This window comes from Amycolatopsis sp. MtRt-6 (genome assembly GCF_017308975.1).
Lineage (GTDB): Bacteria > Actinomycetota > Actinomycetes > Mycobacteriales > Pseudonocardiaceae > Amycolatopsis.
The window spans coordinates 1-14,793 of record NZ_JADWPD010000026.1 but is presented as its reverse complement, the minus strand read 5'-3'; the positions used below and the strand labels follow the sequence as shown (position 1 = coordinate 14,793).

The following is a 14,793-nucleotide window of genomic DNA, read 5'->3' as shown; positions in this document are numbered from 1 at the left end:
TTTGTCTTCACCCGATGGTGTGGTGTTAACTGGCGCAAGACAGAGAGCGTTTCCCCGACTCGGCCTGGTTCGCCCCATTTGCCCTGCCCCGCCCCGGAAAGGCCGTCCATGCGCGTGTCCGCCCCGCTGTCGTCCGGTCAGCAGCGCCTTTGGACGGTTTCCCAGCTGGACGGTGCCGGGCCGGCCTACAACGAGACGATGGCCTTCGAGCTGCGCGGGCCGCTGGACCGTGCGGCCCTGCAGCGGGCCTTCGACGCACTGGCCGGCCGGCACGAGGCGCTGCGGACCCGGATCGTCGTCGAGGACGGCCGGCCGGTGCAGGTGGTGGAGCCTGCCGGGTATGGGTTTCCGTGCGTGGTTTGCGACGTCACGGGGCGCCCGGAGGAGACAGCCGAACTGCGGCGGCGGGAGGCGTTGGCGCCGTTCGATCTGACGCGGGCGCCGCTGGCGCGGGCTCGGTTGCTCGCGGGGGCGCCCCCCGGTCTCCACGCTACCGGCGACCACCGACAGTTCCCGGACACCCACATCCTGCTGATCACCGTCCACCACATCGTCTTCGACGGCTGGTCCCGCACCCTCCTCCTCCGCGAACTCGGTCTCCTCTACGCCGCGGAACTGAACCACACCACCGCCGATCTGCCGCCCGCGCAGCCCTACCGCGCGCACTCCGTGGCCCAGCGAACCTGGCTCGCCGGCGACGGTCCGGAACCACACGAGGCCTACTGGCGGGAACGGCTCGGCGGCGTCCCTCCGGTGCTCGACCTGCCCGCCGATCGGCCGCGCCCCGCGCGGCAGGACTTCCGGGGCGCTCGGGTACCCATCGCCCTCGGGCCCGATCTCACCGCGCGGCTGAAGTCGACCGCGCGCGAGCACGGTGTCACCCTCTACTCCACCATCCTGACCTGCTGGTTCATCCTCTTGAACCGACTTTCCACGCAAATTGACATCGTTGTCGGCGTGCCCACCGGCAATCGCGGCGACGAAAACGCTTCCACGCTCGGCTTCTTCGTCAACACCCTCGCCGTGCGGGCGAAGCTGTCCGGCGACCGCACCGGGGCCGCGCTGCTCAAGGACGTCCGCGCCGCCCTGCGGGGTGCGATCGACCACGCCGCACTGCCCTTCGAACGCGTTGTCGAGCTGGTCAACCCGCCGCGCAGTCCGGCGCACACTCCGCTGTTCCAGACCATGTTCGCCTGGGTGCCGACGCAGCACGCCCTCCTCGAGCTGCCCGGCGTGACCGTCGCCCCCCTCGACGTCGAGGACGCGCCCGCGAAGTTCGACCTCGCGCTCAACCTGGCCAATGAAGACGGCGACGTACGCGGGCACCTCGACTACGCCGTCGCCCTCTTCGACCACGCCACCGCCGAACGCTACGGCCGATACCTCGTCCGCCTGCTCGACCAGCTGGCCACCCGGCCGGACGCCACCATCGCGAGTTACGAACTCCTCGACGACCGCGAGCGCCGCGAGATCCTCACCACAGCTCCCCGCGCCACCCGGCGTCCCGGTGGGCTCGTCGACCGGTTCACCGCCCACGCCGATGCCACCCCGGACGCCCCCGCGCTCGTCTGCGACGACCGGACGCTCACCTACGGGGAACTGGACCGCCGCAGCACGAAGCTCGCCAACGCCCTGCGTGCCCGCGGGGCCGGGCCCGGGCACGTTGTCGCCATCCACAGTGGACGGTCCGCCGAGCTGGTGGTCGCCGTGCTCGGGGTACTGAAGGCCGGGGCCGCCTACCTGCCGCTCGACCCCGCCCAACCGGCCGCGCGGCGGGCCGCGATGGTCGAGGACGCGCGTCCCGTGCTCGTCCTCGAGGCCGAAGAGATCGAAGAGGCCGACGGCGGCGAAACGCGCAGACCGGTCACGACCGACCCCGGCGAGACCGCTTACGTGATCTACACGTCGGGGTCGACCGGGCGCCCGAAGGGGGTCGCCGTCACCCATCGCAGCGTCCTCGCCCTCTTCGACCAGTGGCTCGACCGCTTCGGCGCGACCCCCGGCGAGGCCACGTCGGCGTGGTCGAGCATCGGCTTCGACGCCTCGGTGCACGAACTGCTGCTGCCCCTGACGACCGGTGCCGTGCTGCACGTCGTGCCCGAGGACGTCCGGCCCGATCCGGCGGCGCTGATGGCGTGGCTGCGGGAACACCAGGTGGTCCAGGCGTTCTTGCCGCCCGCCTACGTCCGGTGGATCGACGAAGATCCCTCCCGCGTCCGGGGGCTCGCGCTGCGGCAGCTGCTGACCGGCGTCGAACCGCTGCCCGACGCCGCGCTCGCCCGGCTCACCACCGCCCTGCCGGGCCTGCGGATCTGCTTCGGCTACGGACCGACCGAAGCCACGCTCTACGCCACCGCGCACTTCGACCCCGAGCCCGTCGACCGCCCGGCCCCGATCGGACGGCCGCTGCCCGGCTCGCGGCTGTACCTCCTGGACGACCGGCTGCGCCCGGTGCCGCCGGGTGTCGTGGGCGAGGTCTTCCTGGCCGGCGACTGCCTGGCCCGCGGCTACCTGCACCGGCCGGGACCGACCGCCGAGCGGTTCGTGGCCGACCCGTTCACGCCCGGCGAGCGCATGTACCGCACCGGAGACCTCGCCCGGTGGCGGCCCCACGGCGCCGCCGAGTACGCCGGCCGCCGCGACGACCAGATCAAGCTGCGCGGCTTCCGGATCGAACCCGGCGAGGTGACGGCCGCGCTGCTCGCCGTCCCCGGGGTGCGGGAGGCCGCCGTGCTGGTCGACCGCGAAGGCGAGCCGCGGCTCGTCGCCGGTGTCGCGGGCAGGGGCGGCCGGACCCCGCACGAGTGGCGGGCCGCGCTGGCCGGCCGGCTGCCGGACTACATGATCCCGTCCGTCTTCGCCGAGTTCGACCGGCTGCCGCTGAGCCGCAACGGCAAGCTCGACCGCGACGCCGTCCTGGCGCGCGCCCGCACGAGCGCGTCGACCAACCCGGTCAACACCACCGCCCCGCGCGACCACGTCGAACTCGCGCTGCTGCGGATCTGGCGCACGCTCCTGCTGCACCCCGAGATCGGCGTCTCGGACGACTTCTTCGACGTCGGCGGCACCTCGATCTCGGCCATCAAGCTCGCCCACGCGATCGGCACCGAGTTCGGCCGCGAGCTGCCGATCCAGGACGTCATCCTGCACCCGACCGTCGAGGCCCAGGCCGCGCTGCTGCGCGCGGACAGCCCGCCGGGCAGCGGCAGCCTGGTCGAGTTCCGCCGCGGCGCCGGCGAAGGCCGGGTCGTCTGCGTGCACCCGGCGGGCGGCACCGCGTTCTGCTACCTGCCGCTCAGCGCGCTGCTGCCCGAGGACACCGGTGTCGTCGGCATCCAGTCCCCCGGCCTCAACCCCGGCGAGGAACCGTTGCCGAGCGTCGAGGCGATGGCCGAGGAGTACCTGCGGCTGGTCGACCCGCGGCCGGACGAGCCACTGGTCCTTTGTGGACTTTCCTACGGCGGGCTGGTCGCCTACGAGATGGGCCGCCGGCTCGCGGAACACCATCCGCGGGTCAGCGTCGTCCTGCTCGACACCACCGCCACCGACGACCCGGCCGCGAAGGCGGCGATCGAGCCGGTGCCCGCGGCCGAGTTCCGCGAAAAGCTGGTCCGCTTCAACGGGATGTACCCCGGAATCGAGGACGCGCAGATCGAGCGCTACCACCGCACCTACAACCACAACCGGCGGACCGCACGCGACCACGACCCCGGCGAGACGGCCGCGCGCGTGGTGTTCGTGCAGGCCGTCGGCGAGGACCCGATTCCCGGCTCCGTGGCGTTCTGGCGCCGCCGCGCCCGCGGCGGGTTCGAGGTGGTTCCCGCCGGCTGCGGGCACTGGGACATGCTCGAAAGCGACGCGCTCCCCCTGGTCGCCAAGGTGATCACGGCCGAGCTGGCGGCCCGATGACGTCGATCGCCCGCCGCGTCCACGACCGGGCCCTGCGGCACCCGGACGCCCTCGCCGTGTCCGACGGCGACCGCCGGCTGACCTATGCCGAGCTGAACGCGGGGGCCGCCGGCGTCGCGGAAGCGTTGTCGCGCCAGGGTGTCCGCCCGGGTGACGCGGTCGCCGTCGCCTTGCCGCGCTCGCTGGAGCTGGTGCAGGCCATGCTGGGCGTGCTGCGCCTCGGCGGCCAGGTCGTGCCGCTGGACCGGCAGAGCCCGCCCGCGCGCCGCGAGGTCATCCTCGCCGACGCGGGTGCGGTCGCGGTGATCGAAGCCGACCTGCCCGCTTCGACGCCCGCGGAAGCCGGGGTGCCCGCCGAGCCCGCGCCGGCGTCGTTCCTCTTCTCCACCTCCGGCACGACCGGGCGGCCCAAGGGCGTCGAGGTCCGCGACGCCGGCGTCCTGCGCTTGGCCGAACCCGGCTGGCTCGACCACGGCACGCGGTACGCCTGCCTGGCCAACCCGGCGTTCGACGCGATCAGCTTCGAGGTGTGGGTGCCGCTGCTGACCGGCGGCACGTGCGTGATCCTCGGCGAGGACACCGTCGGTGATCCGCGGGCCTTCGCCGACGCGCTGGTCCGCGAGCGCATTGACACGATGTTCGTCACCGCGACGCTGTTCAACGCGGTCGCCGAGACCGTGCCGGGCGCCTTCGCCACCGTGCGGCGGGTCGTCATCGGCGGCGAGCAGCTCAACGCCCCCCTGATCCGCCGCTGGTACCGGGCCAACCCGGACGCGCCGACCCGGCTGCAGAACGGCTACGGCCCGACCGAGACGACCACGTTCGCGCTCAGCTACGCCATCCCACGCGGTTTCGACGGGGACGTCGTGCCGATCGGCCGTCCGCTGCCCGGCACCGGCGCGGTCGCGGTCACGCCGGACGAGCGCGTGGCCGTCGAAGGCGAGGTCGCCGAGCTGTACCTCTCCGGCGCCGGGGTCGCCCTCGGCTACCGCGGCCTGCCCGCGGAAACCGGGCAGCGGTTCGTCCGGCTGCCGTGGCTGGACGAAGGCCGCGCGCGGTTCTACCGCACCGGAGACCTGGTCCGCGTGCTGCCGGGCGGGCGTTATGCCTACGTCGGACGCACCGACCGGCAGGTCAAGGTCCGCGGGTTCCGGATCGAGCCGGGCGAGCTGGAACAGCGGCTCCTGGGCCACCCGGAGATCCGCCAGGTCCACGTGGCCGTGCGCCGCGCGGCCACGGCCGAGCTGCTCGCTTTCGTCGTCGCCGGTGAACTGTCCTTTGCGGACTTCGAAGCGCACCTGGCCGAGACCGTGCCGGCCTACATGCGGCCGCACCACGTCTTCCGCGTCGGCGAGCTGCCCCGCAACGCGAACGGGAAGGTCGACGAAGCCGCGCTGCTGGCGGGCGGGTTCCCGGCGTGGCGGCCGGACACCGGCGGCGAAGCGACCCCGTGGGAACGCGAAGTCCTCGACGTCGTCGAAGAGGTACTCGGGGTTTCGGACACGCGGCCGCTGGACACGTGGCTGCGGTCCGGCGGCGACTCGCTCAAGGCGCTGCGGCTGCGGTTCGCGCTCCGGGAGCGCTGGGGCGCGGACCTCGCGCCCTCGGTGGTGCAACGCGGGACGTTCGCCGATCTCGCCGCCGCGGTCTCGGCGGCGGGCCGGGCGGCCTACCCGGAGCCGGGCCCGCCGACCACCGCGACCGCGGCGCCGGCCACCAGCGAACAGCAACGGCTTTGGCTGCTCCAGCAGCGAAATCCGGCTTCCACCGCCTACCACGTGCCACTCGCCTTCCACGTCACCGGCTCGCCCGACGTCGACGCGCTGCGCCGGGACGTGCGCGGGCTGGTGGCGCGGCACCCGGCGCTGCGCACCGCCTTCGAGGCAACGCCCGACGGCCTGCGGCAGGTGGCGAAAGCGCCGTACGACCCGTGGACCGAACCGGGCGACGGCTTCTTCACCGCGCCCTTCGACCTCGCGTCGGGCCGGCTGCTGCGGGCGGCCTGGCGCCCGGACGGGACGCTTTTGCTGTGCCTGCACCACATCGCGGTGGACGGCTGGTCGTTGAACGTCCTCTTCCGCGAGCTGTCCGGCGAGCCACCACGGCCCGGCGCGCACACGCCGTTCGACTTCGCCGCCTGGCAGTCCCGCTGGTTCGCCTCCCCCGCCTACCGCGCCCAGCTGACCGACCGGTCCGACGAGGCCGAGCCACTCGGCGAAGCGTCGCTGAAAGGGCGGCTGCACACGACCCGCATCGACCGAGAGCGCGTCGACGAATGGGCCGGTGAACTGGGCCTGACGCGGTTCCAGCTCCTGCTCGGCGTGTTCGCCTGGAGCCTGTACGCGGTGACCGGGCGGACCCGGCCGCGGATCGCCGCACCGGTCGCGAACCGGCCGGTGCGGGAGTTCGAAGACGGTGTCGGGATGTTCGCCAACACCGTGCGGCTGCCGCTGGCCGTGGCCCCGGACGAAGACCTGGAAACCCAGCTGCGGCGGCTCGGCGAAGCGGCGGGATCGGCCCTGGACCACCAGGACGTCGCGTTCGCCGACCTCGATCCCGGGTACGCGGCTTTCGACTACCTGTTCGTCCTGGAGAACACCGACTTCGGCGCGTTGCGCCTGCCCGGGTGCACGGTCAGTCCACAGTGGATCGAGGCGGCCGAGGCGAAGTGCGCGCTGACGCTGTCCGTCGTGGAACGGCCGGACGGCTTCGACTGCCTGTGGGAGTACGGGGAAGGCCACTTCACCGAAGCGGAGGCGACGGCCCTCGGCGAAGTCTTCGACCGCGCCCTGCACGGCGACGCCCGGATCCCGGACCACCGCGACCACGGCCGTGGCGCCGACGCCGCACTGACGTGGGAAACCGTGGCGGACGGCTTCGCGCGGCAGGTCGCGCGGACGCCCGGCGCGCCGGCACTGACCGGCGACACCACCCTGACCTACGCCGAACTGGACGCGCACGCGGCCCGGCTCGCCGCCACCCTGCCCGCCGACGCCACCGACATCGCGCTGTACTTCCGGCCGTCGGCCGAACACGTCGTCGCGCTGCTGGCGCTGGCCCGGCTGAACATCACCGCCGTGCCGCTGGATCCCGCGTACCCGCCGGAGCTGCTGCGCGTCATGCTCGACCGCGTCCGGCCGCGGTGCGTCCTGCTCGCGCCGGGGGAAACCCTGGACACGGACGTCGAACGGCGGTTCGTCACGCTCACCGGCGGGCCGGTGCCGGACGTCCCGGCGCGGCACGCCGGCCGGCCGCTCTACACGCTGTTCACCTCGGGCTCGACCGGCGTGCCCAAGGGCGTGCGCGTCCCGGACGCCACCCTGGCCAACCTGCTGCAGTGGCAGGCCGCGCCGCCCGCGGCGACCCAGCAGTTCTCGATGCTGTCGTTCGACGTGTCGTTCCAGGAGATCTTCACGACGCTGTGCGGCGGCGGCCGGCTCCACCTGATCCGCCCCGAGTGGCGGCACGACGTCCCGGCGCTGCTGACCCAGCTGGACACGGCCGGGATCGAACGGATCTTCCTGCCGTACGTGGCTTTGCAGCTGCTGGCCGAGCACGGCGTCCGGCTCGGCCGGTACCCCGCGCGGCTGCGGGACGTCATCACCGCCGGCGAGCAGCTGGTGTGCACGCCGGCGATCCGCCGCTGGTTCGCCGGGCTGCCCGGCGCGCGCCTGCACAACCACTACGGGCCGACCGAAACCCACGTCGTCAGCGCGCTGACCCTCGACGGCGACAGCGCGGACTGGCCCGACCGGCCCGCGATCGGCCGTCCGGTGGCGAACGCGGTCCTGCGGGTCGCCGGCGCCGGGGGCGCGCCCCTGCCGCCGGGGCAGGTGGGTGAGCTGCTCATCGGCGGGCTGCCGGCGAACCGGTGCTACCTCGGCGACGCGGCGCCGGAGAAGTTCACCGAGCTGCCCGAGCTGTACTACCGCAGCGGCGACCTCGCCCACTTCGACCGCGCCGGGCTGCTGCACTTCGACGGCCGGGCCGACCGGCAGGTCAAGCTCAGCGGGCACCGCCTCGAACTCGGGCAGGTCGAGGCGGCGCTGCTGCGGCACGCGGACGTCGTCAACGCCGTCGTCGCCGCCGAAGACGGCCGGCTGACCGCGTTCCTGGAGTGCCGCCGGACGCCGTCGGCGGCCGAGCTGGCCGACCACCTCGTGCCGCTGCTGCCGCCGCACGCGCGGGTCGACCGCTTCCGCGTCGTCGCCGCCCTGCCGCGCACGCCGAGCGGGAAGCTCGACCGGGACGCCGCTCCCCGCACGGCGGGCACGGACCTGCACCGGACGGCCACGCGGCCCTCGAGCGAGCTCGCGGCGCTGTTCGAGGAGGTGACCGGCACGCCGATCGGTCCCGACGAGACGTTCTTCGCCGCCGGGGCCAGTTCGCTGTCGCTGATGCGGTTCCACCTGCGCTGCGCGGAAGCAGGCTACCGCTTCACGGTGGCCGACCTCTTCGAGCACGTCACCCTGCGGGACCTGACCCGGCACCTGGAGCGCGGCCCGGCCGCGGCGGCCGCGGTTTCCCGGTCCGCGACCGACGAGCCGGTGGCCGTCGTCGGCATGGCGGTGCGGCTGCCCGGCGCGCGGGACCTGGCGGCGTTCTGGGACCTCGTCGTCTCGGGCCGGCGTGGCATCGAGGAGTTCCCGGCCGCCGGCGGCCTGGTCGGGGCGCGCAGTCTCCTGGCCGACCCGCTGGCGTTCGACCCCGCGTACTTCGGGATCAGCCACCGCGACGCGGCGCTGATGGACCCGCAGCAACGGCAGCTGCTGATGGCGTGCGTGGAGGCGCTGTCGCACGCCGGGATCACGTCGGGGGCCGGTGTCGGGCTGATCGCGGGCTGCGGCGAGAACACATACTTCCAGGAGCTGCTGCGCGAGGCCGACCCGGCGGCGCTGCCGGACGGCTTCCAGCTGGCCCTGCACCACGAGAAGGACTTCCTGGCGACGAAGGTGGCCTACCACCTCGACCTGACGGGTCCGGCGCTGACGACCCAGACGGCGTGTTCGAGTTCGCTGGTCGCGGTCCACCAGGCCGCCGGGATGCTGCGCGGCGGCGAGGCGGAGGTGATGCTGGCGGGCGGCGTGCTCGTCGACGTCACCCTGGCCGAGGGGTACCGGTACCGGCCGCAGCACATCTTTTCGCCGGACGGGCACTGCCGCCCGTTCAGCGACGACGCGGACGGCACGGTGGGCGCGAGCGGCGTCGGCGTGGTCGTGCTGAAGCCGCTTTCGGCGGCCCGTCGCGACGGCGACACGGTGTACGCGGTGATCACGGGGTCGGCGCTGAGCAACGACGGCGCGGTGAAGCAGGGCTACAGCGCGCCGTCCCCGGCGGGGCAGCGTTCGGCGATCCGGGCCGCGCTGCGGCGGGCCGGGCGTTCGGGCGCCGACGTCGGCTACGTGGAGACGCACGGAACCGGCACCCGCCTGGGCGACCCGATCGAGGTCGCGGCCCTGCGCGAGGCGATGCCCGAGGTGTCGGCGTGCGCGCTTTCGTCGGTGAAGAGCCAGATCGGTCACCTCGGCGCGGCGGCCGGGGTGGTGGGGCTGATCCGCGCGGCACTGGCGGTGCACCACGGGGTGTTGCCGCCGACCGTGGACTTCCGCGCCCCCAACCCGGCGTTGGACCTGGGGCCGTTCCGGGTGCCGGCGTCGGCCGAACCCTGGCCCGCGGGCCCGCGGGTGGCCGGGGTGAGCAGCTTCGGCATCGGCGGGACGAACGCCCACGTGGTCTTGGAGTCGGTTCGCCCGGTACCGCCGGCCCGCCCGGACCCGGTGCGGTGCGTGGTGCTTTCGGCCCGCAGCGCGACGGCGTTGCGCTTGGCCGCGGCCCGGGTGGCGGACTACCTGGCCGCACATCCGTCGTCCTATGTGGACGTGCTTCGCCACCTGCAGTCGGGCCGCCCGGAGGGTCCCTGGCGCCTGGCGGCGGCGTGCGAGGACGCGGCCACGGCGGTCGAGTGGCTGCGCACGGCCGAGCCCCGGGAAGTCCCGACCGAGGTCGCGGCAGACCGCTCGGCCGCGAGTTCGCCGGAGCCCGCCGCCCTGGCGGCCGCCTGGGCGACCGGCGCCGTCGTCGACTGGGGGCAGTCCCCTGCTCCCGCGCCGTGGGACTTCCCGCCGCCCGCGTTCGACGCGCGGGACTTCGACTTCCCGCGGAAAGCCACCGCGCGGCTGCCCGAAGCCGAGTGGCTGCACCAGCCCACCTGGGTGCGCCTGCGCCGGGCCACGACCGCGACCCGCACCGACCGCACCCTCGTCGTCAGCGGCGACGGCCCGCTGACCGCACCCGCCCTCGACGCCGCCTACCCGCGTGTCGTGCGCGTCCACACCGCAGACCACTTCGCCCGCCGAGGCCCCGACACCTTCGAAGCCGACCCCGCCGACACCACCCACCTGCGCCGAGTCCTGGACGCCCTCCCGGACACCGGGATCGACTGGCTCCACACCCTCCCGCTCGGCATCACCGGCCCGCTCGGCGAAACGTCCGTGCGCCACGCGACCTGGGCCTGCCTCGACACGCCCGCCGCGCTCCTGCGGGCCGCGCGTGACCGTCCACTGAGGACGTGGTGGGTCTCCGCCGGCGCCGCGCCCGCGACCACCGCCGTCACCCGCCCGGAGGCCGGGCTGCTCGCCGGGGTCACCGCCGTCGGCCCGCAGGAAACCGGCGTGCCCGGCCACTGGGTCGACCTCCCCGGCCCGGAGCTGAACCCCCTCGCCGATCTGCTCACCGGTCCGCCCCCACCGGAGCGGGTCGCCCTCCGGAACGGCTTCTGGTGGGCCCAGGACAGCGCCCCCGTCACCGCCGGGGAGCTCGTCGCCGCCGACGGGACGCACCTCGTCCTCGGCGGCACCGGCGGTATCGGCACGGCCGTCGCGGAAGAACTCCTGACCCGCACGACCGGCCGCGTCATCCTGCTGGCGCGCCGTCCTTTCCTGCCCGAGGCGCTCAAGCCGTGGGCGGACCGCGTCGACCTGCTCGCCGCCGACCTCACGGAGATCACCGCCGCCGACGTGCCCGGCCCGCTCGCCGGGATCGTGCACGCGGCCGGCGTCCCCGACGGCGGGCTCATCGCCACCCGCGGCGCGGGCACGCAGGCGGTCAAGCTCGCCGGGGCCCTCCTCACCGAGCAGCTCGTCGAACGCGACCGGCCCGCCTACGCCGTCTACTGCTCGTCGCTGTCCGCGCAGTTCGGCGGGATCGGCCAGCTGGACTACGCGGCCGCCAACGGGTTCCTCGACGCCCTGGCCCACCGGGACGGCCCGACCGTCCGGCTCTCGATCGGCTGGGACGTCTGGCGCGACACCGGCATGGCCGTCACCGCCCGGGAAACCGACGCCCGGCACCAGGCCCACCTGGCCGTCGGCCTGCACGACGCCGAGGGACGGCGCACCTTCGCCCGCGCGTTGGCCTCCGGGCTGCCGCAGGTGCTCATCGCGACCACCGGCCTCGAAACCGCCCGCGCCTTCCACGAACGCGACACCACCCCGGCGGTCAAACCGGCCGAAGCGAACCTGACCGAGGAAGTCCGTGCCCTCCTCGGCGTCGCGGAGCTCGACCCGGACGTCCCGCTGTACGACCTCGGTGCCGACTCCCTGACGCTGCTGGACGTCGTCGACTCGGTGAAACGCCTCTACGGTGTCGACCTCGACCTCGCCTGGCTCGGCCCGGAGGTGACGATGGCGGCGTTGCTGGCCAAGCTCGCCGAAGCCGCCGACACGGGCGACGTCGTAGTGCAGGTCTGGCGGGCCGGGGCGGGCCGCGAAGTCGTCTGCCTCGTGCACCCGGTCGGCGGGGACGTCCACGCCTACCGCCCGCTCGTCGAAGCCCTGGACCCGGCGCTCGGCGTCTGCGTGATCGCCGATCCGGCGCTGAGCAGGCCCGAACCACCCGGATGGTCCATAGTGGACCGGGCCCGCCGCTACCACGCGGCGCTGGCGCAGCGGTTCCCCGGCCACGTCCGGCAGCTGGCCGGGTGGTCGTTCGGCGCCTGGGTCGCGGCCGGCATGGCCGCCGAAGCCGAGGCGGCCGGGCAACCGGTGCGGGCCCTGCACCTCATCGACCCGCCGCCGCCCGGCGCGAGCGCCGCGGACTACAGCGAAACGCAGGTGGAAACGGTGTTCGAGCGGGAACTCGGCGCGTCCGGCGGCACCGCGGGCGAGCACGCCCGGCGGCTCGCCCGCGCCTGCCGGGCCAACCTGGAGAGCATGGCGGGACACGAACTGCCCCGCCTGGCCGCGACCCCCAGCCACGTCTGGCTCGCCGCCGAACCCGAACCCGGCCTGCCGGTGACCGAGCGTGACGGCTGGCGCGCGCTGCTGCCCGAACCGAGCCACTGGCGTGCGCTGCCCGCCACCCACTACGGCATCGTGCGCACACCGCACGTCACCGCGGTGGCCGCGGCCATCGGACCGTGAGACCCACGGAGGAAAGGAAACCATGGAGCAGTACGAACTCGACGCCGTCAAGCGGATCACGACGCGGCCGGCGCGCGGCTACCGGACGCTGGCGGTGCGGGGCCTCACCCCGGTGATCGGCGCCGAGGTCACCGGCCTCGACCTGACGCGGGAGCTGACCGACGAGCAGCTCACCGAGCTGAAGACGGCCTTCCTCGACCACCACGTGCTGGTGTTCCGCGACCAGGACATCTCGGTCGACGACCACAAGCGCCTGGCCGCGGCGTTCGGTGAGCTGCGCCCGGTGAACCCGCCGCCCGAGCACGGCGACCCGTACATCCTCGAGGTCGCGACCGCGCCGGAGTCGGCGAACGTGTTCGGCAACGGCTGGCACGCCGACGGGACCGCCGACGCCGAGCCGTCGCTGGGCTCGATGCTCCACATCACGCGCGTGCCCGAGCCGGGCAGCGGCGGCGACACGCTCTTCGCGAACATGCACCTCGCCTACGACATGCTGTCGCCGAAGCTGAAGGAGCTGCTGGCCGGGCTGACCGCGATCCACGACGGCGCGCACGCCTTCCGCGGCCACAAGATCCCGGACGGCTACGAGCCCCCGGTCAGCGAGCACCCGGTGGTGGTGCGGCACCCGGAGACCGACCGGCCGCTGCTGTACGTCAACCCGGCCTACACCTCGCGCATCCCGCAGCTGTCGGCCGACGAGAGCCAGGCCGTGCTCGACCTGCTGTTCTCGATGGTGCCGAACCGGCCGATGCTCGCCTGCCGCGTGCGCTGGGAGCCGAACACGCTGGTGTTCTGGGACAACCGCTGCGTCCAGCACCACGCGACGTACGACTACTACCCGCACACCCGCTTCGGCCACCGCGTCGCGATCAACGGCGGCCCGCTCAAGGGCTGAGGAGCCTCATGTCCGAACCCGTGGTGGACGTCCGCGACCCGGCCGTCCTCGCCGACCCGATCCGCGGCTACGACCGCGTCCTCGCCGCCGGGCCGGTCTGCTGGGCCCGGCTGCCGGACGGCGGGGAGGGCTGGCTGGTCACCGGCAGCGCCGAGGTCCGCGCGGTGCTGGCGGACCCGGCCGTGCGCAACGATCCGGCCGGCCTGCCGGGCCGGGGCGCGCAGACGCAGGAGGAGGCGCTCCTCGCGCTGGGCACACCGCCGGAGCACCTGCCGTACCTGCGGGCGAGCCTGCTGAGCCTCGACGGCGCCGAGCACACCCGGCTGCGCCGCAGTATCAGCCACGCCTTCGGCGCGAACCGCGTCGCCACACTGCGGCCCCGGGTGCAGCAGATCGTCGACGAGCTGCTCGACGGCCTCGGCGCGACGGCGAACCTGCTGGACGAGTACGCCTACCCGCTGGCCATGGCGGTGGTGTGCGAGCTGGTGGGGGTGCCGAAGCCGGACTGGGCGGCCTGGTGGCGCTGGGGCAAGGTGCTGGTCGACGGCGACCCGGCGCGGATCACGCCGACGCTGGGCGAGATGTTCGCCTACTGCCACGACCTGGTCGACAGGCGCCGGGCGGACCCGCGCGAGGACCTGCTCAGCGAGGTCGTCGCCCAGGACGGCCTGACCGACGTCGACACGGTGGCGCTGGTGGTGTTCCTGGTGCTCGCCGGACACGAGACGATGGCGCACATGCTGTCCAACGCGGCACTCGCGTTGATGCGCGACCCCGCCCAGCTCGCGCTGCTGCGCACCGAGCCCGAGCTGTGGCCGGCGGCGGTGCGCGAGCTGGTCCGCACGGACGGCCCGGTCCAGCTGGCCCGCCTCCGCTACGCGGCAACGGACATGGTGCTGGGCGGCGCCCGGATCCGCGCGGGCGACCCGGTCCAGGCGGTCCTCGGCGCGGCCAACCGCGACCCGGCCCAGTTCGCCTGCCCCCACACGACGGACATCCGCCATCAGGCCGAGCACGGCGGCCGCGAGGGCAGCGTGGGATTCGGCTGGGGGCCGCACTTCTGCCTGGGTGTCGCGCTGGCGAAGCTGGAGGCCGAGGTGGCGTTGCGGAGCTTGTTCGAGCGCTTTCCGGCGGTGGAGCCGGTGGGTGAGCCGGAGTGGGTGCCGCTGCCGCGGGGCCGGCACCGGGTCGCGCTGGAAGTCCGGCTGCGCTGAGCCTGCCCGCCGTCCCGCCCGCCTTCCGCCCCGGTCCGCCTTCCGCTGGCCCGGCTCAAGCGTCCCAAGCGCCCCAAGGTGGCCTTGGGTGCGCTCAACGCACCCAAGGCCGCCTTCGGTGCGTCCAACGCACCCAAGGCGGCCTTCGGTGCGTCCAACGCACCCAATGTGGCCTTCGGTGCGCTCAACGCACCCAAGGTGGCCTTCGGTGCGCTCAACGCACCGAAGGCCACATTGGGGTTGTTTCATCGTGGTTGTGGCTGGTCGGGGGTGTTGGGTTGGTGGTGGTTGCCTGTGGTGGCAGGAAGTGGTGCCGGGACCAGCGTGGCGAACCTGGAGATGGGTGAAGCCCTCG

At 74.1% G+C, this 14,793-nt stretch carries 5 protein-coding genes; all 5 read left to right on the top strand.

Going from position 1 to position 14,793, the window contains the following annotated elements; translation table 11 throughout:
- Positions 1 to 108 precede the first annotated feature (108 nt).
- The gene (locus tag I4Q55_RS34455) at positions 109 to 3,909 is read left to right on the top strand and encodes an amino acid adenylation domain-containing protein (protein WP_242547320.1); all 3,801 of its coding nucleotides are present in this window, start codon (positions 109 to 111) and stop codon (positions 3,907 to 3,909) included.
- The gene (locus tag I4Q55_RS34450; RefSeq protein ID WP_206794051.1) at positions 3,906 to 12,329 is read left to right on the top strand and encodes an AMP-binding protein; all 8,424 of its coding nucleotides are present in this window, start codon (positions 3,906 to 3,908) and stop codon (positions 12,327 to 12,329) included. Before I4Q55_RS34455 ends, I4Q55_RS34450 begins: the two co-directional genes overlap by 4 nt.
- Before the next feature lie 22 nt (positions 12,330 to 12,351).
- A complete protein-coding gene (locus I4Q55_RS34445; RefSeq protein ID WP_206794049.1) occupies positions 12,352 to 13,224 on the top strand; it encodes a TauD/TfdA family dioxygenase in 873 nt (290 codons plus the stop codon).
- An 8-nt stretch (positions 13,225 to 13,232) separates the two neighbouring features.
- Positions 13,233 to 14,438 carry a cytochrome P450 gene (locus tag I4Q55_RS34440; protein WP_206794047.1) on the top strand — a complete coding sequence of 402 codons (1,206 nt, stop codon included), beginning with the start codon at positions 13,233 to 13,235 and terminating at the stop codon, positions 14,436 to 14,438.
- Between the two features lie 84 nt (positions 14,439 to 14,522).
- Positions 14,523 to 14,793, top strand: a 271-nt coding sequence (locus I4Q55_RS34435) for a hypothetical protein (protein ID WP_206794045.1), incomplete at its 3' end; no start/stop codon positions are given.

Coding starts and splice junctions, on each gene's coding strand:
- I4Q55_RS34455 (WP_242547320.1), top strand. CDS start 109: ATGCGCGTGTCCGCCCCGCTGTCGTCCGGTCAGCAGCGCCTTTGGACG.
- I4Q55_RS34445 (WP_206794049.1), top strand. CDS start 12,352: ATGGAGCAGTACGAACTCGACGCCGTCAAGCGGATCACGACGCGGCCG.
- I4Q55_RS34440 (WP_206794047.1), top strand. CDS start 13,233: ATGTCCGAACCCGTGGTGGACGTCCGCGACCCGGCCGTCCTCGCCGAC.
- I4Q55_RS34450 (WP_206794051.1), top strand. CDS start 3,906: ATGACGTCGATCGCCCGCCGCGTCCACGACCGGGCCCTGCGGCACCCG.